Consider the following 21998-nt stretch of genomic DNA (forward strand, 5'->3'; position numbering starts at 1 on the left):
GGCACACCACATCTGACCTGTGCCGCTACAGAGCGGCTACCAGCGATACCATCGGCCGCTGCCGCTCTTCGGGCGAGCGACAAATCCGATCAGCCACAGTACGAGGACCGCTATCGCAACCCACCAGAGAATCTTTATCGCGAATCCCGCACCGGCAAGAATCAGAATCAGCAGAAGAACAAGAAGCAGGGGAACCATGTTTATCAACCTCCGGGACATCGCATGCCCACCCATTGCCTGACCATGCGTACGAACTCGAAAGCGGAACGTCGGTCGATTATTCGAGTACCGGAACACGTCCGGGCCGCCGACTCTGACCGTCGGGCCGGTCCCTGGGGATGGGGTGGCTTTCGCGTGGGTTGATCGCCGGCCGGTCACTACAAGCTCCAGCGAGCACCCTCGGCCGGGAACACCGCGGCTTGCAGTCCCTGCTTCTCGCCGCGGTCAGTGGGACGGTTGAGCTCGGGCCGCCGGGGCGCGCAGATGTTGGCAGACCCCATTGCCGTCGAGGACGCGTGATCGGCTGAGGAGGTCGCGGGTGCCGCGCAGATTCAGCGTGCTGTGCCAGGCGAGTCCCGGATGACGTGCCCGCAGGTGGGACAAGGCTCGGGTGTCCAGGCCCGTGCCGAGGAAGCGCGGGTCGATGTCGACTGCGGCGATCACGGCCTGGGCGCAGGTGAGGCACATCCGGTAGTGGACCTCCCCGACGACCTTGCGGACGTGGACGAGGAGCAGGACCTCGTCGCCGGTGCCGGTGTCCCCGGGGATGCGCGAGGACAGCAGCTCGACGTGCTGGTAGGCGAGGATCCGGCGGCGCAGCCGGCGAAGTATCCCTCCCCCGCCCGCGTGCCGACCCGCGCCCGCCGCGGACTCCTCGCGGGACTGAGTCGTACGGAACAAGGTGCTCGTGGGACGCGCATGATGTCCGTGCATGCCGCACGCGTACCCCCGCACCGACGGCGCATGCTCCTGTCGGGCGGATCCCGCCCTCAGTCGGGCATCGTCATACTCCCCCGCCAAGCTCCTCAGACCGTGGGCAGCGCCCGGACCTGGCGAGACATCTGAAAGGACCAGTTCAGAGCCGGGCTGACATCAGCCTCGGGCGACGGGGCAGCCGGGCGTACATGAACACCACGCCCCTGCGTGCCGTCGCCCTCGCCTGCACCCTGAAGACCGGAATCAGCACCGACCTCGGCGACGGCGACACCTGGCCCGAGATCCGCGACACGATCCTGGGCGCCGACATCCTCATCCTGTTGACACCGACCTGGCTCGGACACCCCTCCAGCATCGCCCAGAAGATCATGGAGCGGCTCAACGCGGAGATCTCCGAAACCGCTGACGAAGGCCGCATGCTCACCTACGGAAAGGTCGCCTCGGTCCGCGTCGTCGGCAACGAGGACGGCGCGCACAAGATCAGCGCCGATCCCTTCCAGGGCCTCGACGACGCCGGTTTCTCCCTCGCCCCCAACGCCGTCACCTACTGGGGCGGCGCCACCCGTTCCCGAAGCCCGCTGAGTCCTCGGTGCCCGCCGCCGTCCGCCGGTCCCTCGCCCGCGCGTGACGCTCCGGTAGTCGACGCGTTCCTCCTCCGGCTCGATGTACACGGAGGGCTGCTCGTCGGTGTCTCGGCGGCCACTGGACGTCGGCCTCGGATCGCCCGGACGAGACGGTGCGCGCGTGCAGCACGCCGAGCACCATGGCGAAGCCTCTGACGACTACGCTCCGTACAACCCGACGCACCGCGTCCGAGGCCCTCGCCCAGGACTCCTTCGCGACCCCCGGAAACGACGAAGCGAGCTGACGAACTGTCACCAAAGTCGGCATTGGGTCAGCATTGGTCCTGGCGAAGCTGACCTCAGCTGGCCATACCTGGGAAACGCCGAGAGGCCGAAGAGGGCCTCCGGCAGGCCCCGCCACTCCCTCTGCGGGAGCGATCTCCGCAGGATTGGCAGTCTCTCCTCGGCCGGTCTCGGCTGATCCAGCCGCTTCAGAAAAGCGCAGTTCAGCGCACCCGACCGCGTGCCTTCAGGGGCACCGGCGGCAGTTGCGGCGCAGGGATCGGCGGGCCGTCGTAGCCCTTCACTTCGCCGTACCGGGAGCCTTCCATCCAGTCCTTGCGGGCTTGTACGATCTCCTCGTTGCTCCGGCCGATCCAGTTCCAGAACATCACGATCTCCTCCTCGAACGGCTCGCCGCCCAGCAGCATCAGGCCGGCGTCCGAGACCGCGCGCAGCGGGAGGTCCGTGCGGCCGCAGCCGAGGTAGAGCATCGCGCCCGGGAGGAGGGGGACGCCGTCGACGTGGGCTTCGCCCGACATCGACAGGACGGCGTACTCGAAGTCCGGGTCCAGCGGGAGGCGGGTTTCCGTGCCCGCCGCCAGGGCCAGGTCCGCGCCGACGATCGGGCTGTACGCGGTTCCGGGCGAGGTCGCCGAGTCCAGGGTGCCCAGGATGACCGTCGCCGTCAGGCCCGGGGCGGTGACCTGCGGGAGGTCCGCGTGGTGCTGGAAGTGCGGGTCCACGTCGCGGTGCGCGTCCGGGAGGGCCACCCACAGCTGCGCGCCGTGCAGGAGGCGGGCGTGCGGGCGCGGGCTCTCCTCGGAGTGGCTGATGCCCCGGCCGGAGGTCATCAGGCCGAGCTCGCGCGGGCGGATCGTCGCCAGGCTGCCGACGCTGTCGCGGTGCAGCACCTCGCCCTCGTGGAGCCAGCTCACGGTCTGGAGCCCCGAGTGCGGGTGGGGCGCGACCTGCATGCCCGGCTCCTCGGCGATGTCGTCGGGACCGTAGTGGTCGACGAAGCACCAGGCGCCGACCATGCGGCGGCCCAGGTTCGGCAGGAGGCGGCGGACCTCGGTGGACCCGCCGAGTTTGACGGTGCGCGGGCTCAGGAGCTCGCGTACGGGCTCGGCCACGACGAACCCGCGTCCGCCGCAGGTGGAGAGAGCGGGCTGGCGATCGAGATTGCTCATACCGCACAACTTAGTCCTGGCGCAGCCGCCGGGGTGATGGGAATGTGCGTACGGATCCGCGTGTTGAGCAGCCCGACAGAGCGACGAAGGGATCCGATGGACGTCATGGGCGTGACCGACGGGCAGCAGGGCTACCTGGAGCACGGGACCGCCGCCGAGCGCTGGGACCGCGGCCGGCTCTTCTTCGAGGCGAAGGAGTACGCGAACGCCGCCCGTGTCCTGCGCGGCGTGGCGGCCGAGGCCCCCGAACTGCTGGCTCCGCGGCTGCTGCTGGCCCGTGCCTACTACCACTCCGCCCAGCTCTCCAGGGCCGAGCGCGAGCTCCGTGCCGTTCTTGAGCGCTGGCCCGTGGAGGATTACGCGCAGCTGATGCTCGGGCGGACCCTGGAGCGCCAGGGCCGGGCCGCCGAGGCGGCTCCGTACCTGCGGATCGCCGCCGCGATGGCCGGGGACTTCCCGGAGTAGGGGCCCGCTCTCCCCACCCGGGGCGGGGCCGTGGGCCGCCCCGCCCACTCTCCCGGCCCCGCCCGTGCGGGACCGGGGCGGTCCCTCGGTTAGCCTGGGGGCAATATGAACCGTCTGACCACGCCCTTCGGCTCCTACGAGCTCGCCCGCTTCCCCGAGGACCCGCGCGACCGGCTCTTCGCATGGGACGCCGCCGACGAGTACCTGCTGCGCCACCTCGAATCCGGTACGGGTGAACGCGGGCCGGTGGATCTGGCCGGCGCCGGCCAGATCACCGTGATCGGGGACCGCTGGGGAGCCCTGACGACGGCACTGGCCGCGCACCACCCCACCCAGATCACCGACTCCAGCCTGACCCGATCCGCCACCATGGCGAACCTGGACCGCAACGGGATCGGCACCGCCAAGGGCACCGTGACCCTGCTGACCACCCAGGACGCGCCGCCGGAGCGGATCGACGTGCTCCTGGTGCGGGTGCCCAAGAGCCTGGCGCTGCTGGAGGACCAGCTGTACCGGGTGGCCCCTCACGTGCACGCGGGCACGGTCGTCGTCGGCGCCGGCATGGTGAAGGAGATCCACACCTCCACGCTGCGGCTCTTCGAGAAGATCCTGGGACCGACGAAGACCTCCCTGGCCGAGAAGAAGGCCCGTCTGATCTTCTGTACGCCGGGCAACCCGGGGGCGACCCGTCCGGCGACCCCCGGACCCTGGCCGCTGACGTACGTCGTGGACGAGGACGGCGGCTCGGGCGCCGGGCTGACCGTCGTCAACCACGCGGGCATCTTCTGCGCGGACCGCCTCGACGTCGGCACCCGCTTCTTCCTCCAGAGCATCCCGACCAATACGGACGGAGCCCGGGTCGTCGACCTGGGCTGCGGCAACGGGGTCGTGGGCACGGCGGTCGCGGTGGCCGACCCGCGTGCGGAGATCGTCTTCACCGACGAGTCGTACCAGGCGGTCGCCTCGGCCAAGGCGACGTTCCGCGCCAACGTCACGCACGAGCGGGAGCGGGCGGACTTCCTCGTCGGCGACGGGGTGGCGATGCTGGACCCCGGCTCCGTGGACCTGGTGCTCTGCAATCCGCCCTTCCACTCCCACCAGGCGACGACCGACGCGACGGCGCTGCGGATGTTCGCGCAGTCGCGCAAGGTGCTGCGCCCGGGCGGCGAGCTGTGGGTGGTGGCCAACCGGCACATGGGGTACCACACCCACCTGCGGCGCCTCTTCGGCAACAGCGAAGTGGCCGCGAGCGAGCCGAAGTTCGTGGTCCTGCGGGCGGTCAAGCGGCGCGAGCAGCCCCGCGGCGCGTAACCCGCGCGTACGGCCCGCCGGTCCCGGAGTGCTCCGGGGCCGGCGGGCCTTCGCGTGCCTGGGCCTCAGCGGTGGGCGGGGAACTCCACCACCTGCTGATAGGTGGGCCGGTTCTGCCAGTTGATCTGCGGGTGGGCCAGACCGCCCACCGGACGCTGCACGATCGAGTCCGCGCACCACTGGTTGCCCGCGGCGCAGGTTCCGTCCGCCGGGTAGACGGCGGCGGGGGTGGCGGCCGCGGCCTGTTTGAGCGTTGCCGCCATCGCGTCCCGGCACCCTGCGAGCGAGCCGCCCCCGCAGTAGGGCCGGGCCAGGGGTCCGGACACCGGGCGGCCGAGCAGCGTACGCAGGTCCTTGTCCACGTAGCTCCACCAGCCGTACTGGAAGGCCGAGCCGGCGTGTGAACTGGTGGGCCCGTGGCCTGCGTTGGGCGCCTCGTCGATGGTGAGCGAGGCGCGCAGGGCATCGTAGAGTGGCGCCCCGAGGCCGGGCTTGAACTCGGCCTCGACGAGCAGCGGCCACCAGGCGTCCATGATCCGGACGGCGTCCGCGTGCGCGTACGTCTTCGAACCGGGTGCGGTCTCCTTGCGTTCGGTGCCCGCGGCCTGCCACGCGGCGAGCTTGTCGATCGCGGCCCCGACGGCCGGATCGGTGACGGGCGCGCCGCGCAGCACCGCCAGCAGCTCGGGCAGCAGGTTCTCGGCGCGCAGGTCGGTGACGGCCGCGTCGGCCATGGCCTGGGTGAGCTTGGCCCGGGTCACGCCGCCCGCCGCGACGAGCGGTTCGACGCGCTGGTCGAGGAGGTCTCCGCGGTGCACGGAGCCCATGCCGAATCCGGCCGCGGTGTATCCCTTGGCCTGCTTGTTGTTCCAACTGATGTAGTAGTCCTGGCCGATGGACTGCGGGTGCTCGGCGGGCGGGGTGTAGTCGGCCGTGTTGGCGGCCGGGTCGAAGCCCCGCCATTCGTAGCCCTGCTCGCCCCGGACGGGCAGCGCCGCGTCGACTCCGGCCGCGCGGACCGGGTTCGACCCGCTGTTGTAGTACGCGGCTTCGCGCGAGTCGGCGTAGAACCAGTTGAAGGCGTAGCCGATGTGCCGGGCCGCCTCCTGGAAGGTGCGGGCGTCCTTCACGTAGGAGGGGTCGTTGAACATCTGGAAGCCGATGATCGAGTCGGCCTCGTGGCGGTACGTGGAGCGCAGCGCGGTGTAGGCCACGGGCTTGCCCGCGATGGTCGCGCGGTGCGTGACGACGCCGTAGTTCGTGCGCCACACCCGCATCCGGTAGGAGCCGCCCGGAGTCGGGTCCGCGACCGAGGACTTCCAGGTGTTGGTGTGCTCCAGCTTCTCCATGGGCGTGCAGGCACCCCGGTAGACGTACGAGGTGCTCGCCTTCGTGGGGGCGCCTCCGCCGGGCTCGCACAGTTCGACGGCGAAGGTGTCGGTGATGTCCTGGCCGGCGGAGGTGGCGCTCCAGGCGTAGTCCTGGCCGCGGCCGAGCTGGACGTACATGCTGACGCCGGCGAAGGAGGCGCCGCGCGCGCTGATCCCCGGGCCCTGGAGCTCCTGGAGCATGAGGAGTTGGGGCGCGAGGTAACCGGTCTGCGGGCCGAAGACGGCGACCGGGTGACCGCTCGCGGTCTTCGCGCCGGAGACGAGCAGGGCGTTGGACATGCTCTGCTTCACCGGCTTGGGCGGGTTCGCCGCGGCGGCGGTCGCGGCCGAGCCCGTACGGTCGTACACGAGCTGCTCGGCGGTGACCGAGCCGGCGTCGGGCAGGGCCGCGCCCTGGGGGGCTGCGGGCTTCTGCGCGTAGGGGAAGCTCGTCCCGTCGTGGACGGTGAGCACGCTTCCGGGTCCTCGCGCTGGCGGAAGGACTCCCAGACGCGGGTGCCCTCCTCCAGGCCGTACGTCTGCTGCGCGGACAACAGGGAGAGCGCGGACTGTACTTCGCCGCCTCCGCCGCCGCCGAAGAGGCCGCCCACGACGGAGGCGAGGGCGATCAGGTCGGTGAGTTTGAAGGGCTGGATCTCACCGGCGTTGGTGATCGAGTTGATGTGCCCGGTGAGCACGTACTCGCCGGGGAAGTAGCGGCCGTTCTTGGACTGCACGCGGTAGGTGTTGATGCCGTCGATGTAGGCCTGGGCATCCTCCATCGCGAGCCGTCCGCGCTCGCCCTCGGCGGTGCGGATCCGGTCCACCTGGGCCTGGAGGTCCGCCTCGGTGTACGGGGCCTGCGGCCAGAACTGCTGCTCCAGGCCCTGGTTGGCGAGGGCGCCGCCCGCGAAGGGGGTGAGGTCGCCCCGGCCGACGTGCCGGAAGAGGTCCATCTGCCAGAGCCGGTCCTGGGCGGCCGCGTAGCCGGCGCCGAAGGAAGTCCCGTAGCGGGTGGTGCCCTTGATGTGCGGCACGCCGCTCTTCTTGTCCCGGGTGATGGTGACGTCGGAGCGCGGGCTCGTGGTGGACTCGACCTGGTCGGCCGGGACGCCGAAGGAGGCGTCGTTGAAGAACTCGTTGACCTTGGCGTCGGTGAGGCCGGGATAGCCGGCCACCAGGGAGTCGTAGCGCGCCAGTTGGTCGGAGGTGTGGGCGGGCAGCGTGCCGAAGGCCTTGTGGGCGAGGATCTGCGCGAGGGTGGCGTTGCCGCTCTGGCCGGGCGGCAGGATGTCCGCGCACTGCTGTCCGCAGTAGTCGGCGTAGTCGGCGACGGCGAGCGGCACCGGGGCGCCGGCCCCCGATGCGGCCGCGGCCGGGGTCAGCAGGGCCGCTCCGAGGGCGATCAGTGCGGTGGCGACGGCAGTTCGCGTACGGGCTTTCGCGTGCGGGGTGGGGCGTCGCATACGTGCTCCTCCGTGGGGGGCAGGAACCGGTCACGGGGAGGGTACTTGCAGGTGCTACCGCGCGGTAAGATGAACGACCGTCACTTTTTGCCCGTGCGGAAATCCGTGCGGAAACCCGTGTGGAGCCCGTACGGAAACCCCGAGCGGAGGCCCCGCGCGGAAAATGCGTTGCCCCGGGGCGGCCGGCCGGGTGAAGCTCCACGACATGTCACAAAGCACCGCAGGGACCAGCACGCGCACCGGGCGCGGCGTCGCCGACCTGTTCACCGCCGACGGCCGGCTCGCGGCCATCCCGCGCAAGGCCGCCCGGCGCGAGCAGCTGCTCGCCCACCTCGCCGAGACCCTCTTCGCCGCGGACCGCGCGTACACGGAGTCCCAGGTGAACGGGTTGCTGCGCACCGTCCACGAGGACTGCGCGGCGCTGCGGCGGTACCTGGTCATCGCCGGGCACCTCACCCGCACCCGCGACGGCTCCGGCTACCGGCGGGCGACGACCACCTTGTAGTGGGTCGTCAGCCGGCCGTCCTCACCGATCACGTGGAAGGCCACGGCCGGCGGCTCGTCCGTGTGGATGTACTCGTTCTCCCCGGACGCCGCTTCCCACGGGAGCCGCGTCGTGGACACCACGCCCGGAGCCACGAGCAGCGGCCGCCCGGCGAAGGTGGTCGCCGCGCCGGTGTGGGCGTGCCCGCACAGGAACGCCGTCAGGTGCGGGTGGCGCCCGGCCAGCTCCGCCAGCCGCTCCTCGCCGAACTGCCGGATGCCGTCCACGTACGGGATGTGCAGCGGGACGGGCGGGTGGTGGAAGGCGACCAGGACGGGCACCTCGTGCGGGGTGTCGGCGAGCACCCCGTCCAGCCAGGCGATCGTCGAGTCCTCCAGGTATCCCCGGTGTGCACCGGGTACGGACGAATCGCACACCGCGAGGACGAAGCCCTCACCGCGCAGCACCTGGTCGACCGGGGCGGCGGAAGCGCGGTCCTCCCCCAGCAGGCCGCGCCGGAAGGCCGTGCGGTCATCGTGGTTGCCGGGGCAGACGAGCAGCGGATGGCGGGAGCCGAGGGCCTTGCGCGCCTCCTCGTACTCCTCCGGGCGCGCGTGATCGGCGATGTCGCCGCTCACCAGCACCGCGTCGAGCTCGTACGGAAGCCCCTCCAGGTACTCCATGACGGCGCGGGTCCGCTCGGCGGCCCGGTCCCCACCGTCGAGGTGGATGTCGCTGAGGTGGGCTATCACGATCACGGGCGGCGGCTCCTTCGGTCCTGAGGCCGGGAGTCTACGCGGAGGATTTTCTTGACCCCCAGGTCAAGAATCGATAGCGTGGCGTCATGGGCAGGCCGAAGAACTTCGAACCGGACGCGGTCATCGCACAGGCGATGGAGGCGTTCTGGACCAATGGCTACGCCGGCACCTCCCCCGCCGACCTCGCGAAGGCCACCGGAGTGGCCAAGGGCAGCCTCTACCACGCCTTCGGATCCAAGCGCGAACTGTTCGGAAAGGCCCTGGAGCTCTACGCCCGCGCCGGCTCCGAGATGACCGAGGAGTTCCTCGCCCGGCCGAGCACCACGAAGGAATGCGTCCGCGACTACCTGACCCTCCTCGTGGACACGGACCTGGGCGGACCGGTCAGGCGCGGCTGCTTCGGCGCCAACACCACACTGGAACTCGGCGGACGGGACGAGGAGGCGACCCAGGCGGTCCACCGCATGGGACAGCGCACCATCCAGCTCCTCACCGACCGCATCGAGCAGGGCCGCCGCGACGGGGACGTCGCCCCGGAGGTGGACGCCCGGGCGCAGGCGCAGTTCCTCCTGAACACGATCGCGGGGCTGCGCGTCATGGCCAAGACCTTCGACCGGCCGACCCTGCACGGGATCATCGACACCGCCGTGGCGGGTCTCTGATCCGCCACGCCCCCTCGGGGGCGTTTTTTGCGCCCTAATTTTTGACCTGTAGTTCAAGAAAACTCGCCCACACCTCGAGAAAGCGGCGTCATGGACCTCGGAATCAACGGAAAGACCGCCCTCGTCACCGGCGCCGGCCGCGGCATCGGCCTCGCCATCACCCAGGCGCTGTCCGCGGAAGGCGTGCGCGTGGTGGGTGCGGCACGCACCATCACGCCCGAACTGGAGAAGGCCGCCGCGGCCACCGTGTCCGTCGACCTGAGCACGCGGGACGGAGCGACGCGGGTGGCCCAGGAGGCGATCGACGCGGTCGGCGGGATCGACTTCCTGGTCAACAACGTCGGCGCGGGCGATCCGGAGGGCCTGTCCCTGGGCGGCTTCCTCGACGTGGACGACGAACAATGGCAGGCCGTCTTCGACCTCAACCTGTTCAGCGCGGTCTGGACGACCCGGGCGGCGCTGCCGAGCATCCTGGAGCGACGCGGGGCGATCGTCAACATCTCCTCCATCAACGCCCGCGTCCCCGCCGGTTCACCGGTCGGCTACGCCGAGGCCAAGGCGGCACTGAACCAGCTCAGCAAGCGGCTCAGCGAGGAACTGGCACCGCGCGGCGTGCGCGTCAACACGGTCTCGCCCGGCTTCGTCGCGAGCCCGCTGTGGACCGACCCGAACGGCTTCGGCGGCAAGGTGGCCGAGGCGTACGGCGTCAGCCACAGCGACCTGCTCGCGAACATCCCCGGGCAGTTCGGCCTCGCGTCGGGACGCATCACCAAGCCCGAGGAGGTGGCCGACCTGGTCGCCTTCCTACTGTCCGAACGGGCCGCCAACATCCACGGCGCCGACCACGTCATCGACGGCGGCACCCTCAAGGCCGGTTAGACACAGCCCCGTTGCCGCCCTGGACGGCGGAGGATCGTCGTCTTTCCGGCGCCGAGGAGGCCGGGCTGCCCGGGTGCCGCGGTGCCCGGTCACCCCGTCGTCGCGCACGGCGGCCTCGGCGATCACCAGGTCGCCGTCGGCGATCCCGGGCCGGATCGCCCCCGCCGTGCCGAACCTGATGATGGTGCGCACGCCCGCTTCGGCCAGCTCCTGGAAGAGCAGGATCGCCCCGGGGGCGCCGACCCCGTGCGAGGCGACCACCACCGCGAGTTCGCGTCAACTCCCGCTGAAGGCGCGGTACTCGCGGCGATGGGACACCTCCACGGCGTCTTCGAGCAGGCCCGCGACGGCTTCGGCCCGCGCCGGGTCACGGCGTGCGCGGCTGCGGCCGCCCTGGTGACGGTGGTCCGGGAACAATCGACCCCGCCGGGACGGTTGCACCGACAGAGGGGCCGACACCGTCGCGCACGCTCAGGCCACACCGTTTTTCTGTAGGAGGACTGCTTTTCATGACTGACCGGCCCTTGACGCTCATGGCAGTACACGCCCACCCCGACGACGAGGCCACCAGTACCGGAGGGGTCCTCGCGCAGTACGCGGCGGAAGGCATCCGCACGGTTCTCGTGACCTGTACCGACGGCCGTTGTGGTGACGGGCCGGGGGGTTCCAAGCCGGGCACCCCCGGGCACGACCCTGCGGCCGTGGCCTCGATGCGCCGCAAGGAGCTCCAGGAGAGCTGTGGCGTGCTGAAGATCAGCGATCTGGAGACCCTGGACTACGCCGACTCCGGGATGATGGGCTGGCCGAGCAACGAGGCCCCCGGAGCCTTCTGGCAGACCCCCGTCGAGGAGGGCGCCGCCCGGCTCGCGGAGCTCATGCGGCACTACCGGCCCGACGTGGTCGTCACCTACGACGAGAACGGCTTCTACGGCCACCCCGACCACATCCAGGCCCACCGCATCACGATGGCGGCCCTGGAGATGACCGACCTGACACCGAAGGTGTACTGGACGACGATGCCCAAGTCGGCGATCCGGCGCTTCGGGGAGATCATGCGCGAGTTCGCGGAGGACATGCCGGAGCCGGATCCCGCCGAGACCGCCGCGCTGGCCGAGATCGGCCTCCCGGACGACGAGATCACCACCTGGGTGGACACCACCCCGTTCAGCGGCCAGAAGTTCGACTCGCTGGCGGCGCACGCCAGCCAGGGCGAGAGCATCTTCTTCCTCAAGATGGGCAAGGAGAGGTTCGGCGAGCTGATGGGCGTGGAGACCTTCGTGCGCGTCAAGGACGCCACCGGTGCCGCCGTACCCGAGACCGATCTCTTCGCCGGACTGCGCTGATCCACGGGTCGCCGCGCGGAGCTCGGTGACCGCCTCCCTCCACACCCGCGCCGGAGGGAGGCACCATCACCACATGGACCCGTCATCGGAGTTTTCGACCTCGTGGCAGGTGGCCACCGCCATCGCCTCCGCCCTGATCGGCGCACACGACCGGATCCCCGGGCGACAGGACTGGCGCCTGAAGAGGTTCGGGGTCTGGAAGATCAACCCGGCGACCGGTGAAGCGGGAGGGCTCGCGCTGCTCGGCATGGCCCTGCACCTCACCGCCGTCGACGCGGGGGCCGCCGGCCCCCGGGAGGCCCGCCGTGCCGTCGAGTCCACGACCCTCACCGCCGTCGCCTCGCTGCTGGAGAACCGTCCCGCCCACGACCTCCTGGCCGGGCTTCCGGCCACCACCGGTACACCGGGCGCGCCGCTGATCAGGCTCCTGATCCACTCCGCCGAGAGCCCCGCCGTGCTCGCCCTCGACCGTCTCTCGCTCACCACCCGGCGCCTGCTCCTGACCCTCACCGACGGCCGGCCGGCCCGGGCGCAGACCATCGGCGAGGTGCTCGCGTAGCCGCGACGCGGCCAGGAGGCCGGCCTCCTGGCAAGCGCCCCCGGCTCCTGGTCCCTGGTCCCTGGTCCCTGGTCCCCGGTCCCCGGGATCCGGCGGCGGGGTGCGCGCCCTCGACATCCCCCTCGGCGAGGACCGCCTGGTCATCGAGGTGCGCGCCTCCTCCGGAACCCTTGACCACAAGCTGAAGGGGGTCCACGCCTACCGGGTGCCGAAGGGCGACTACACGCGCTCGGTACTCATCGACACCACCAAGGCGGACCACCACCCGGACGCGACCGACCCCGCTCCGGACGCGGACGCCCTCACGGCCGGCTCCGCACTCGTCGACCCGACCGCGAAGGTCGAGGTGAAGGTGCTCGCCACCGACCCGAAGAGCGGAACCGCCCGCGTCTCGGTCTCCCTCGACGGTGTCCCGGCCCCCAGCCAGGCCCCGACGGCCGCTCCCACGAGTGCTCCCACCGCCACCCCCACATCGACGACCACCGCCACCGCGCCGCCCTCCGTGAAGACACCCCGGCCGAGCGCGGACGTCCCCGGATCCCGGTCGCCCCACACCGGCACGGAGTCGGCCGGCACCGGATCGCTCGCCGTCACGGGCGCGGGCGCCACCCTCTGGCCCCTGGCAGCCGCCGGTACCGCACTCGCCGCCCTCGGAGCCGCCTTCCTCCTGCGCGCACGCCGCCGCGCGGCATCAGCGGGTGGCCGTCACGCGGGACGCTGAGGCCGGCCGCGCGCAGGAGCGCCTCGACCGGCGCGTTCAGCCGGTGGAGGCGTCACGATCGGTCGTACGGGCACCGGCCGTCCAGCAGTACGCACGTGAGGCAACGGCCCGTACGGACGCCGTGCTCGTCGGCGGGGAAAGGGCAACGGCGATCCGCCCTCCGCAGCGCCTCCAGGTAGTACGACGGCTTCGGCCCGGGCTCAGAACGGTAGGTGCCGCAAGGGCACGGGCCCACGCTGGGGTAGCCCCTGACGTCCCGGCACTGGAGGAGCATGTAGTGCTCCTCACGACGGTGGTCGCAGGTGGTGCACGGCGGCCAGGCCCGGGTGCGGTACTGATCGCAGTTGCAGTAGGTCTCGTCCCGGTAGCCGACCCAGTCACCGCCGCCGTCGTAGATGTCCCCCGAGGCCGAAACCCTCTCGGAGCAGCGGCCCCGGTGCTCCCCGTGGCCGCAAGTCACGCAGTCCGGCCCTCGCGGTGAGCTGTCACTGGTGCCTGTCAGCTCCGGGAAGGGTGAGCCCGTCCGCCAGATGGCGACCACGGCCACCAACCCGCCTGCCAGGATGACGATTCCGACCAGACCGATGATGCTCTGCGCTGCCATGAGTCCCCCCGCGTGACTGGTATGCCCAGGAAACACGAGCAACCCGGCGAACGTTCCCGATCACGGGATCAGGTAGCCCGCTTCCCCACCCGTACCCACGCGGCGAACTCCTCGATGCCGTCGATGAGCGCCTCGAAACGGAAGGAGTGGAAGAGGTCGAAGGCGTGGTGCCCGCCCGGGAGTTCGACGTACACGACCGGCGAGGTGGAGACGGAGCGCAGGGCCGTGACGAGGGCCTTGGGGTTCTCGATCTCCACCAGCTCGTCCAGGTCGCCGTGCGCGATGAGGAACGGTGGCGCGTCCGCCCGGGCGAGATTCACCGGCGAGGTCGCCGGATCCCCGTCGAAGTACGTTCCGAGATAGCCGTTGAGCGCGATGGCGGCGGTCACCGAGGTGTCCGCCTCTTCGAACCCGGGCTGATAGGCGGGTTCGTTGGGGGTGAGGGCGGCGAGCGCGGCCATGTGCCCGCCCGCGGAACTTCCCGACACGAACACGCCCGCCGCGGGGTCCGCGCCGTACGTCTTGGCGTGCTCGCGCGCCCAGGCGATGACCTTCTTCGAGTCGATCAGATGGTCCGGGTGGGAAAAGGCCGGCCGCAGACGGTAGTTGGCGCTGACGCAGACCCAGCCTTGGCTCGCGAGCCGGTAGAGCAGGGGCAGTGACTGGGTGTTCTTACGGCCTTGGTCGTAGTGGCCACCATGGAAGTGGATCAGTACGGGGCCGCCCTCGGGGCGCGAGCGGTGATGGTAGACGTCGAGGAGGTTGCGGCGGCCCGCGTCCCCGTAACCGAGGTTGCCCACCCGCTTGACGTCGCCGCGGCGGCGGAACACGGGCCTGAGCAGAATGCGTGCCAGGGGCGGCCTGCGGCGCGTGGCGGTTCCGGCGCCGAGGGCCTCGTCCAGGGCGCGCCTGACCACCGGCGCCGTCCGTATCCCGCGGCGGGCGACCACCACGAGCCCGGCGGCCGCGACAGCGGCCAGAGCGACGGCCGCCCAGTCGGCGACCGTGGCGATATCGCCCTCCACGAGGGCCAGCGCCGTCGAGGCCGCCAGCGCGTAGAGGACGACGTGGGGCATCTCGTTGAAGACCAGACCGAGCCGGTAGCTGAAGAAGAAGAGCGGCTTCGGCCCGCGGATGCGCACCAGGCAGAACACCGCGATCAGCGCGGCCAGCACCGCGGTGGACGCATAGCCGACAGCCATCGGAACCACTCCCCCCTTGACGGCTCTGCCGAAGTACCCCATGACTACCCCATAGGGTCCTCCAGCAGCCGCCGTCAAGGACAGACGTAGCCAATGGGCGGTGTGCAACCGTGCTCGTCAGGCGTCGGCGAGGATCGGGTCGTACGGCGTGCCCGTGCGGCGGCCGGCCATGAAGGAGAGGAAGTCGCCGACGAAGGCGCTTTTGCCGTACGCGCCGTCAGCGGTGGTGAGGTCGCGGTGGAAGGCGGTGCGGAAGAGGGTTCGGTACTCGTCCGCGTCGATGCTCCCGTTGCCGTCCTTGTCGGTGGCGTCGAAGAGGATCTCGGCAACGCGGATGAGCGCGGGTCCCGCGAGGGAGGGGACACCCGTGGCGTACTCTTCGGCGCTGACGCGGCCGTCGCCGTCCGTGTCGAGTGCGGCCTGGAGTTCGCGCCACCAGGCGGCGAAGGCATCGTAGAGCCGGGTCTCCTCGGGTTCGTCCAGGTCGAGGCGGGTGGAGAGTTCGCGTGCCATGGCGGCGAGGTCGGGCCAGTCGAGGTGGCCGTCGCCCGTCTGGTCCAGCACCCGGCGGAAGAACTCCTCCGCCGGGCGTCGGCTCTCGTCCGTTCCCCTCGACGGTGCCGGTTCGAAGTCGGCGTCGCCGGTGAGCGGGGTGAGGAGACGGAGCAGCGCCGATGCCCGCTTCATACGGGCGCGCAGGGCGGCTACGGTGCGGGCGCGGGGGTCGTCGCTGTCGGGCGAGAGCGAGAGGGCTTCGATGATGCTCTCGGCGTTGATCCAGCTCGCGGGCAGGAATCGGGTGAGCCCGGCGGCGAGGTAGGCGCCCTGCATGAGGGTCGCGGCCCCCGGCATCTCGGGCAGGCCGGCCCGGCGCCGGTAGGACTCGGGGAGCGAGGCGACGGTGATCGCGCCCAGCAGCGGACCGACCACGGCGCGGCCGGCCGCCCACAGCGTCGGCGCGCCGTCGAGCAGCGCGGGAGCGGGAAGGTGGTCGAAGAGCCGGTAGAGGATGACGCGGACCGCCTCGGTGCTCTCCAGCTCGTTCTCGACGACGCGGTCGAAGTACCGCCAGAAGTCGTTCAGGTCCTCGGGGAGTTCCGCGGCGTCGCCGTCGAGCGCGGCGAGGTACGCACGGTACTCGGCGTACATCCGCTCCATCGTGTCCTGGTCGAGCGGCTGGCCGCTCAGCCGGCACATGGTGACGGCGCTCTCGAAGAGGGTGGCGACCACCCAGGCGCGGGTCGCGCGGTCCATCGCGTCGTAGGCACGGCCACGGGAGTCGGATCCGCTCATGCGGGCGTGCAGCCGGTTGAGCCGGGCGGCCTCCCGTTCGCGTTCCGCCGGGTCGGGGGCGAACATGCGCCGCATGCTGAGGAAGGTGTTGCGCAGTCGGCGCCAGGGGTGGGTGACGAAGGTGGAGTTGTCGGCGAGGGCGGCACCGACCTGCGGGTGAGCGGCCTCCAGGACGGTGGCGCGGATGATGGCTAACGCCCAGCGCGGGTCGTCGAAGAAGGTGCTGAAATGCGAATCCGGCCCGAACAGCGGTGCCTTGCCGGCCGCTCCCGTGGTTTCGGTGGTCATGCTGGGTCTCCGTTCGTTCGGGCGGGCACACCGCCGAAGCGGCGGTCGCGGCGCCGATAGGTGTGCAGGCAGGCCAGGAAGTCGGGGGCCCGGAAATCCGGCCAGAGCGCCTCGGGGAAGATCCACTCGGCGTAGGCGACCTGCCAGAGCATGAAGTTGGAGATGCGCTGCTCACCGGAGGTGCGGATGACCAGATCCACATCAGGGGTGTCGGGGAAGGGCAAGTGGTCCGCGAAGAGCCGCTCGGTCACCTCCTCGGCGGGCGTCCCGCTGAGGATCAGCGACCTCGCGGCCTCGACGATGTCCCGGCGTCCGCCGTGGTCGAAGGCGACGGTCAGCGTCATCCCCCGGTTCTCGGCGGTCAGTACCGCCACGTCCTCGAAGTCCTGGGCCAGTTCACGGGGGATCCTCGGGTCGCCGACCCCGAGGAAGCGGCAGCGGATACCGCGCGCGAGCAACAGCGGCGCGTGCTTGCGCACGACCCGCCGCACCAGACGCATCAGGAACTCGACCTCGGCGCCGGGACGGTTCCAGTTCTCCGTGGAGAACGCGTAGAGGCTGAGCCACTCCACGCCGGCGGCCCGGGCCGCCTCGATGACGTCGATGACCGCGGCCTCCGCCGCCCGGTGACCCGCCGTACGGGGAAGCGAACGCCGCTGCGCCCAGCGCCCGTTGCCGTCCATCACGCAGGCCACGTGCCGCGGCCCCGCCCTATCCGGAGCGGCACGACCAGCCGTACCCTGCTCTTTCACGCCCACTCCGCCTTGCCCAAGTCCCCACCAGCGCGTTCCCTCCCCGGAGTCTGGCAGCGCGAGAGGGCCATGATCGGCCGAACGAGCGACCATCACCTCTGGCTCATGCGTCCGATTCCGTCCGAGTGGTGAAGCGTGGAGGGCTTCTCCCAGCCTCTCGCCGATGCGGGCAGGGGAAGGGAGAACCAGACGGCTTTGCCCTCGGCCGTGGGCAGGGTGCCCCAGGCCTCGGCGAGGGAGTCGACCAACAGCAGTCCCCGTCCGGATTCGGCGTCGTGCGAGGCGAACCGGGCCTGCGGGAGTACGGGGCTTCCGTCGCACACTTCGACGCTGAGTTCGCGCGCCGCCTGGCGGACTCGAAGCCTGACCGGGCCGCAGCTGTGGTTCACCGCGTTGGAGAGGAGTTCCGACGCGAGCAGGCACGCGGTCTCGCACAGCTGGTCGTCGCTCCTCCCCCAGGCCCCGAGGGTGGAACGCAGGAAGCGGCGGCCCGCGCCGACGCTGCTGGGCTGGGCGGGCAGCACCACGCTCTGCGAGGTCACGGGCGAATCGGGGAGGTGGACGAGGAGCAAGGTGACGTCGTCCGCGTAGTGGTCGGCGTCGGCGTCCGGAAGCATCTCGCCGAGGAGCCAGTCGGCCATCACTTCCAGACCTTCGACCTTGGCGCAGGTCTTGGCCAGTGCCAGGGACAGGCGGTCGACTTGTTCCTCGATGTCACTGCCCGGGGTTTCGACCAGTCCGTCGGTGTAGAGGGCGAGGACCGAGCCGGGTTCCACGGTGTGGCGGCTCTCGTGGTGTGGAACTTCGCCGACACCGAGCGGCACGCTGACATCGACATCGAGTCGGCTCACCTGGCCGTCGGGGGCAGCGAGGAGCAAGGGGAGGTGCCCGGCCGAGCAGACGGTCAGCTCTGCCGCGTCCGCGTCGACGACCAGGTAGCAGCAGGTGACGAACTGATCCGGGAGTTCGCTGACCACGGCGTCGAGGGCGCGCATCAGCTGCCAGGGCGGCATGCCGGTCTTGGCCAGCGCGTGTGAGGCCGAGCGGAGCTGACCCATGACGGCGGCGGCCTCCAGCCCGCGGCCCATGACGTCGCCGATCATGACACCGACCCGGCCACCGCCCAGGGGGATCAGGTCGAACCAGTCGCCGCCCACACCCGCCCCCTGGCGAGCCGGAAAGTACCGGCTCGCCGTCGGCATCCCCGGGACCGCCGCCGGTGATCCCATGAGACTGCGCTGCAAGGTGAGGGCGACGTGGCGCTGCTGTTCGTAGAGTTCGGCGAGCTTGTCCTCGGCGGCCTTGCGGTCGCTCACGTCTCGGATGGCCGCCGATACGAGCGTGCCGTCCGGGGTTTCCAGGGGGCTGAGGCTGATCTCGACGGGGAACTCTCGCCCGTCCCGGCACAGGCCGTGCAGTTCCAGTCCGGCGCCCATGGGTCTGACCTGGCGGTCGACGAAGTAGCCCTGCCGGAAGTGGGAGTGGTGACCGCGGAACCTCTCCGGGACGAGGATCTCGACGGGCCGGCCCAGGAGATCTGCCCGAGTGTGGCCGAAGAGCGCTTCTGTCTGGGCGTTGACGAGTTGGATGGTGCCGCGGTCGTCAACGATGACCATCGCGTCGGGGGCGGCTTCCAGGAGTGCCCGGAACAGCTCTTCAGCGGCCTTTCGTTCGCTCACATCGCGTACGGCCGCGGAGATGAGCAGGCCGTCGGCGGTCTGCAAGGGACTGAGGCTGATCTCGACGGGGAACTCGCGCCCGTCCCGGCACAGGCCGTACAGCTCCAGGCCCGCCCCCATGGGCCGGACCTGACGGCTGGCCGCGTACCCGAGCCGGTGGTGCGGGTGGAGCCCCCGGAAACGCTCGGGTACCAGGACGTCGATGGGCCGGCCGAGCAGCTCCTGCCTCGGGTAACCGAACAGCGCCTCCGTCTGGGCGTTCACCAGCCGGATCACACCCGCGTCGTCCACGATCACCATCGCGTCCGGTGCCGCTTCCAGCAGGGCTCGGAAGGGTTCCTCGGTCGTTGTCGTCATGTCGTGCCTCGCACTCGCCGAACACCACCGAAGCCGACATCCGATCACGCCCTCACACGTCACCACGCCCGTTGACTGGAACATGTGCGCAAATGACCGAGTGTGACAACGGGCGGGAGCCGGCCGCGGTCACTGATCCGCGAGGAGGCCGGGCAGTCTGCGCATGTCGTCGAAGACGACGGTGCCGGGGCCTTCGAGTCGGTCCGCGGGAACCATCCCCCCGGCGTAGGCGAACGCTCGCATGCCTGCGGCTCGGGCTGCTTGCAGACCGTACTGGCTGTCCTCGACCACGGCGCATGCCTCAGGCGCGATCCCCATCCGTCGCGCGGCGTGGAGGAACAGATCCGGGGACGGGGGTGAGCCCGGCGGCGAGCGCATCGCGGTAGAGGGGCTTGAACTCCTCTTCCCAGTCGGCCGGCAGGCCGTGCCCGAGGGCCTCTTGCGCGACCGCCGCCGAACCGTTTTGGTGGCTCCCGTCACTCGGGGGGCGAACGGGAAGGCGGCCACAGATGGCGGACACCACGCGGACGGACACCGTGGGGAGCGAAAACCACGCTCCGCGCAAGGCGAGTTGGCGATCCGTCGGCCCCGGAATCGTCGTGGCGGCGACCGGAGTCGGGGCCGGCGACCTCGTGGCCACGCTCCTCGCGGGCAGCAAGTTCGGCTACACACTGCTGTGGGCCGCGGTCATCGGCTGCCTCGTCAAGATCTCGCTCGCCGAGGCGGCCGGCCGCTGGCACCTCGCGACCGGCCGTACCCTCTTCGACGGCTGGCACAGCCTCGGCTCCTGGACCACCGTCTACTTCGCGGGGTACGTCGTCGTCTGGGGCTTCGTCTACGGCGCCGCCGCGATGTCCTCCAGTGCGCTCCCGTTGGCCGCGCTCTTCCCGGACGTCATGGACCTGAAGCTCTGGGCCGTGCTGTGCGGTCTGGCCGGGCTGGTCTTCGTCTGGTTCAACCGGTACGCCGTCTTCGAGAAGGTCATGACCGTCCTGGTCGGCGTGATGTTCCTGGTCACCGTGTATCTCGCGATCCGCGTCACGCCCCGCCTGGACGCGGCCTTCGCCGGCCTCGCGCCCGTGCTGCCGGACGGTTCGCTGGTCTACACGCTCGGGCTGATCGGCGGCGTGGGCGGCACGATCACCCTCGCCGCGTACGGCTACTGGGTGAACGCGAAGGGCTGGACGAACACGAGTTGGATGAAGGTGATGCGGCTCGACAACCGCGTCGCCTACCTCACCACCGGGATCTTCGTGGTGTCCATGCTCATCGTCGGGGCCGAGCTGCTGCACTCGTCCGGCGTGGCCCTGGCCAAGGGTGACAAGGGGCTGCTCGATCTGAGTGCCGTCCTGGAGGAGCACTACGGAAGGGCGACCGCCAAGCTCTTCCTGGTCGGGTTCTTCGCCACGTCCTTCACCTCCCTGATCGGCGTGTGGCACGGAGTGAGCCTGATGTTCGCCGACTTCGCCGCGAAGTTCCGGCCGCCGCTCGTCCCGGCCGGGATGAACCCGGCGAGGTCCCTGCCCTTCCGGGTCTACCTGCTCTGGCTCACCTTCCCGCCCATCAGCCTGCTCTTCCTGGACCAGCCCTTCGGGCTCATCGTGGTGTACGGAGTGATCGGCGCGCTCTTCATGCCCTTCCTCGCCCTGACGCTGCTGTGGCTGCTCAACTCCTCGCGCACACCGGCCCAGTGGCGCAACGGCCCGCTGAGCAACGCGATGCTGGGGGCCGCCGGCCTGTTGTTCGTGGTGCTGTGCGTCCAGCAACTGTGGGAGCTGGTCCGGTAGCGCTCACGAAGCGGCGGCGGAACCGAGCATGACACCCCCTGCACACCCTCGCCTCTCGGCAGGTTGCACGAACTCCGGCCCCGCGGCTTGCCGCGATTGCGCAGAGACGGGCTTCGAACCGTGCTCCAGGATGTGCGATCAAACAAGGTGTGAGCCGGATGTGACATCCGGTTCACCGTGACGACATGGGGAGTCGACCGTGCTCTGGAGAAAACTGCTCGTACCTCTGACCTCGCTCGTGCTCGTGCTGACTGCCTCCGCCGGCGCGGGTGCGGCAGCGGCGCCCACCGGTTCCGCTTCCGAAGCGGTCGTGGCCGACTACGGCGCTCCCGGCCCCTACGCCACCGCGGTGGAAGTCGGGGTCGTGACCACCCTCTACTACCCGCGCGACATCGCGACCAGCGACCGCCGCCACCCCGTCATCGTGTGGGGAAACGGCACCTTCGCCTTCCCCGTCGTCTACCGCGACCTGCTGCTGCACTGGGCCAGCCAGGGCTTCATCGTCGCCGCCGCCAACACCCCCCAGTCGAACCTCGGCCTCTCCATGCGCGCCGGAATCGATCTGCTCACGCACCGGAACGCCGACCCCGCCAGCGCCTTCCACGGCCACGTCGATCTGGAGCACATCGGCGCGTCCGGCCACTCGCAGGGCGGAGCCGCCGCCATCGTCGTCGGCGCGGACCCGCGCATCGACACCATCCTGCCCATCCAGCCCGGGCCCCTCGCCAACATCAACGAGGTGCACGGACCCGCACTCCTCCTGGCCGGGCAGGAGGACAGCATCGTCTTCCCCTTCCTGGTCAAGGCCTTCTACGACGCCGCCGACCACATCCCGGCCGTCTACGGGGAACTCCGCGGCGCCGACCACTTCACGGTCGTGGGCGACCCCGGCCCGTTCGCCGCGCCCACCACCGCCTGGTTCAAGGCGCACCTGATGGGAGATCAGGCCGCGCGTGCCCAGTTCTTCGGGGCCGGCTGCGGGATCTGTACCGACAGCGGCACCTGGTCCGACGTCCGTCGCAACGGCCTCGTCGCCCAGTGACCCGG

At 70.7% G+C, this 21998-nt stretch carries 20 protein-coding genes and 3 pseudogenes; 11 read left to right on the forward strand and 12 right to left on the reverse strand.

What is annotated here, in order from left to right:
- Window positions 1-36: 36 nt before the first annotated feature.
- Together OG730_RS04275 and OG730_RS04280 are read right to left on the reverse strand one after the other, a co-directional pair.
- Window positions 37-219 (reverse strand): hydrophobic protein, encoded by a 183-nt coding sequence (locus OG730_RS04275; protein ID WP_327309146.1) that lies wholly within the window; start codon window positions 217-219, stop codon window positions 37-39.
- Between the two features lie 225 nt (window positions 220-444).
- Window positions 445-933, reverse strand: a complete 489-nt coding sequence (locus OG730_RS04280) for a hypothetical protein (protein WP_327302892.1) — start codon at window positions 931-933, stop codon at window positions 445-447.
- A 191-nt stretch (window positions 934-1124) separates the two neighbouring features.
- On the opposite strand from OG730_RS04280, the gene OG730_RS04285 reads away from it, so the two are divergent.
- On the forward strand, window positions 1125-1715 hold the full coding sequence (locus tag OG730_RS04285; protein WP_327302893.1) for a flavodoxin family protein: 591 nt from the start codon (window positions 1125-1127) through the stop codon (window positions 1713-1715).
- 290 nt (window positions 1716-2005) lie between these two features.
- On the opposite strand, the gene OG730_RS04290 is transcribed toward OG730_RS04285, so the two are convergent.
- A complete protein-coding gene (locus OG730_RS04290; protein ID WP_327302894.1) occupies window positions 2006-2971 on the reverse strand; it encodes a pirin family protein in 966 nt (321 codons plus the stop codon).
- A gap of 105 nt (window positions 2972-3076) precedes the next feature.
- Here OG730_RS04290 and OG730_RS04295 point away from each other — a divergent pair, with 105 nt between their 5' ends.
- Together OG730_RS04295 and OG730_RS04300 are read left to right on the forward strand one after the other, a co-directional pair.
- Window positions 3077-3436 carry a tetratricopeptide repeat protein gene (locus OG730_RS04295; protein WP_327302895.1) on the forward strand — a complete coding sequence of 120 codons (360 nt, stop codon included), beginning with the start codon at window positions 3077-3079 and terminating at the stop codon, window positions 3434-3436.
- 105 nt (window positions 3437-3541) lie between these two features.
- On the forward strand, window positions 3542-4747 hold the full coding sequence (locus OG730_RS04300) for a methyltransferase (RefSeq protein WP_327302896.1): 1206 nt from the start codon (window positions 3542-3544) through the stop codon (window positions 4745-4747).
- A gap of 65 nt (window positions 4748-4812) precedes the next feature.
- Here OG730_RS04300 and OG730_RS04305 read toward each other — a convergent pair.
- Window positions 4813-7583: pseudogene (locus OG730_RS04305) on the reverse strand (penicillin acylase family protein).
- 205 nt (window positions 7584-7788) lie between these two features.
- Between OG730_RS04305 and OG730_RS04310 the strand changes: the two are divergent.
- Window positions 7789-8088 carry a DUF2087 domain-containing protein gene (locus tag OG730_RS04310; protein ID WP_327302897.1) on the forward strand — a complete coding sequence of 100 codons (300 nt, stop codon included), beginning with the start codon at window positions 7789-7791 and terminating at the stop codon, window positions 8086-8088.
- On the opposite strand, the gene OG730_RS04315 is transcribed toward OG730_RS04310, so the two are convergent.
- Window positions 8061-8825, reverse strand: a complete 765-nt coding sequence (locus tag OG730_RS04315) for a phosphodiesterase (RefSeq protein ID WP_327302898.1) — start codon at window positions 8823-8825, stop codon at window positions 8061-8063. The genes OG730_RS04310 and OG730_RS04315 overlap by 28 nt on opposite strands.
- 86 nt (window positions 8826-8911) lie before the next feature.
- Between OG730_RS04315 and OG730_RS04320 the strand changes: the two genes are divergently transcribed.
- Complete coding sequence (locus OG730_RS04320) at window positions 8912-9487, forward strand: TetR/AcrR family transcriptional regulator (protein ID WP_327302899.1); 576 nt, start codon at window positions 8912-8914, stop codon at window positions 9485-9487.
- A 90-nt stretch (window positions 9488-9577) separates the two neighbouring features.
- Entirely contained in the window at window positions 9578-10366 is a 789-nt protein-coding gene (locus tag OG730_RS04325; protein ID WP_327302900.1) for an oxidoreductase, read from the forward strand.
- On the opposite strand, the pseudogene OG730_RS04330 reads toward OG730_RS04325, so the two are convergent.
- Window positions 10292-10735: pseudogene (locus OG730_RS04330) on the reverse strand (phosphorylase family protein); the annotation flags it as partial. The gene OG730_RS04325 and the pseudogene OG730_RS04330 overlap by 75 nt on opposite strands.
- A 140-nt stretch (window positions 10736-10875) precedes the next feature.
- Between OG730_RS04330 and OG730_RS04335 the strand changes: the two are divergent.
- From OG730_RS04335 to OG730_RS04345, 3 genes are all read left to right on the forward strand, one after another.
- Window positions 10876-11709: a PIG-L family deacetylase gene (locus OG730_RS04335; RefSeq protein WP_327302901.1), complete on the forward strand. Its 834-nt coding sequence runs from the start codon at window positions 10876-10878 to the stop codon at window positions 11707-11709.
- 73 nt (window positions 11710-11782) lie between these two features.
- A complete protein-coding gene (locus tag OG730_RS04340) occupies window positions 11783-12268 on the forward strand; it encodes a hypothetical protein (RefSeq protein WP_327302902.1) in 486 nt (161 codons plus the stop codon).
- Between the two features lie 100 nt (window positions 12269-12368).
- Window positions 12369-12989, forward strand: coding sequence for a hypothetical protein (locus OG730_RS04345; protein WP_327302903.1), 621 nt, complete (start codon window positions 12369-12371; stop codon window positions 12987-12989).
- Window positions 12990-13041: 52 nt separating this feature from the next.
- On the opposite strand, the gene OG730_RS04350 is transcribed toward OG730_RS04345, so the two are convergent.
- The 6 genes and pseudogenes from OG730_RS04350 to OG730_RS04375 all read right to left on the reverse strand — a co-directional run.
- Window positions 13042-13593: a hypothetical protein gene (locus OG730_RS04350; protein WP_327302904.1), complete on the reverse strand. Its 552-nt coding sequence runs from the start codon at window positions 13591-13593 to the stop codon at window positions 13042-13044.
- Between the two features lie 68 nt (window positions 13594-13661).
- The gene (locus OG730_RS04355; protein ID WP_327302905.1) at window positions 13662-14795 is read right to left on the reverse strand and encodes an alpha/beta hydrolase; all 1134 of its coding nucleotides are present in this window, start codon (window positions 14793-14795) and stop codon (window positions 13662-13664) included.
- Window positions 14796-14912: 117 nt separating this feature from the next.
- Window positions 14913-16376 (reverse strand): oxygenase MpaB family protein, encoded by a 1464-nt coding sequence (locus tag OG730_RS04360; RefSeq protein WP_327302906.1) that lies wholly within the window; start codon window positions 16374-16376, stop codon window positions 14913-14915.
- Window positions 16373-17059, reverse strand: coding sequence for a polyprenyl diphosphate synthase (uppS, locus tag OG730_RS04365; protein WP_442815171.1), 687 nt, complete (start codon window positions 17057-17059; stop codon window positions 16373-16375). The genes OG730_RS04360 and uppS overlap by 4 nt, the downstream gene beginning before the upstream one ends.
- A 161-nt stretch (window positions 17060-17220) precedes the next feature.
- Window positions 17221-19164, reverse strand: a complete 1944-nt coding sequence (locus OG730_RS04370) for a PAS domain S-box protein (protein WP_327302908.1) — start codon at window positions 19162-19164, stop codon at window positions 17221-17223.
- Between the two features lie 129 nt (window positions 19165-19293).
- Window positions 19294-19606 (reverse strand): annotated as a pseudogene (locus OG730_RS04375) (HAD family hydrolase); the annotation flags it as partial.
- A gap of 67 nt (window positions 19607-19673) precedes the next feature.
- Here OG730_RS04375 and OG730_RS04380 point away from each other — a divergent pair.
- Both OG730_RS04380 and OG730_RS04385 read left to right on the forward strand, forming a co-directional pair.
- Window positions 19674-20951 carry an Nramp family divalent metal transporter gene (locus tag OG730_RS04380; protein WP_327302909.1) on the forward strand — a complete coding sequence of 426 codons (1278 nt, stop codon included), beginning with the start codon at window positions 19674-19676 and terminating at the stop codon, window positions 20949-20951.
- A gap of 199 nt (window positions 20952-21150) precedes the next feature.
- On the forward strand, window positions 21151-21993 hold the full coding sequence (locus OG730_RS04385; RefSeq protein WP_327302910.1) for an alpha/beta hydrolase family protein: 843 nt from the start codon (window positions 21151-21153) through the stop codon (window positions 21991-21993).
- The last annotated feature ends 5 nt before the right edge of the window (window positions 21994-21998 follow it).

The sequence above is a fragment of the Streptomyces sp. NBC_01298 genome, assembly GCF_035978755.1.
Taxonomy (GTDB): Bacteria; Actinomycetota; Actinomycetes; order Streptomycetales; family Streptomycetaceae; genus Streptomyces.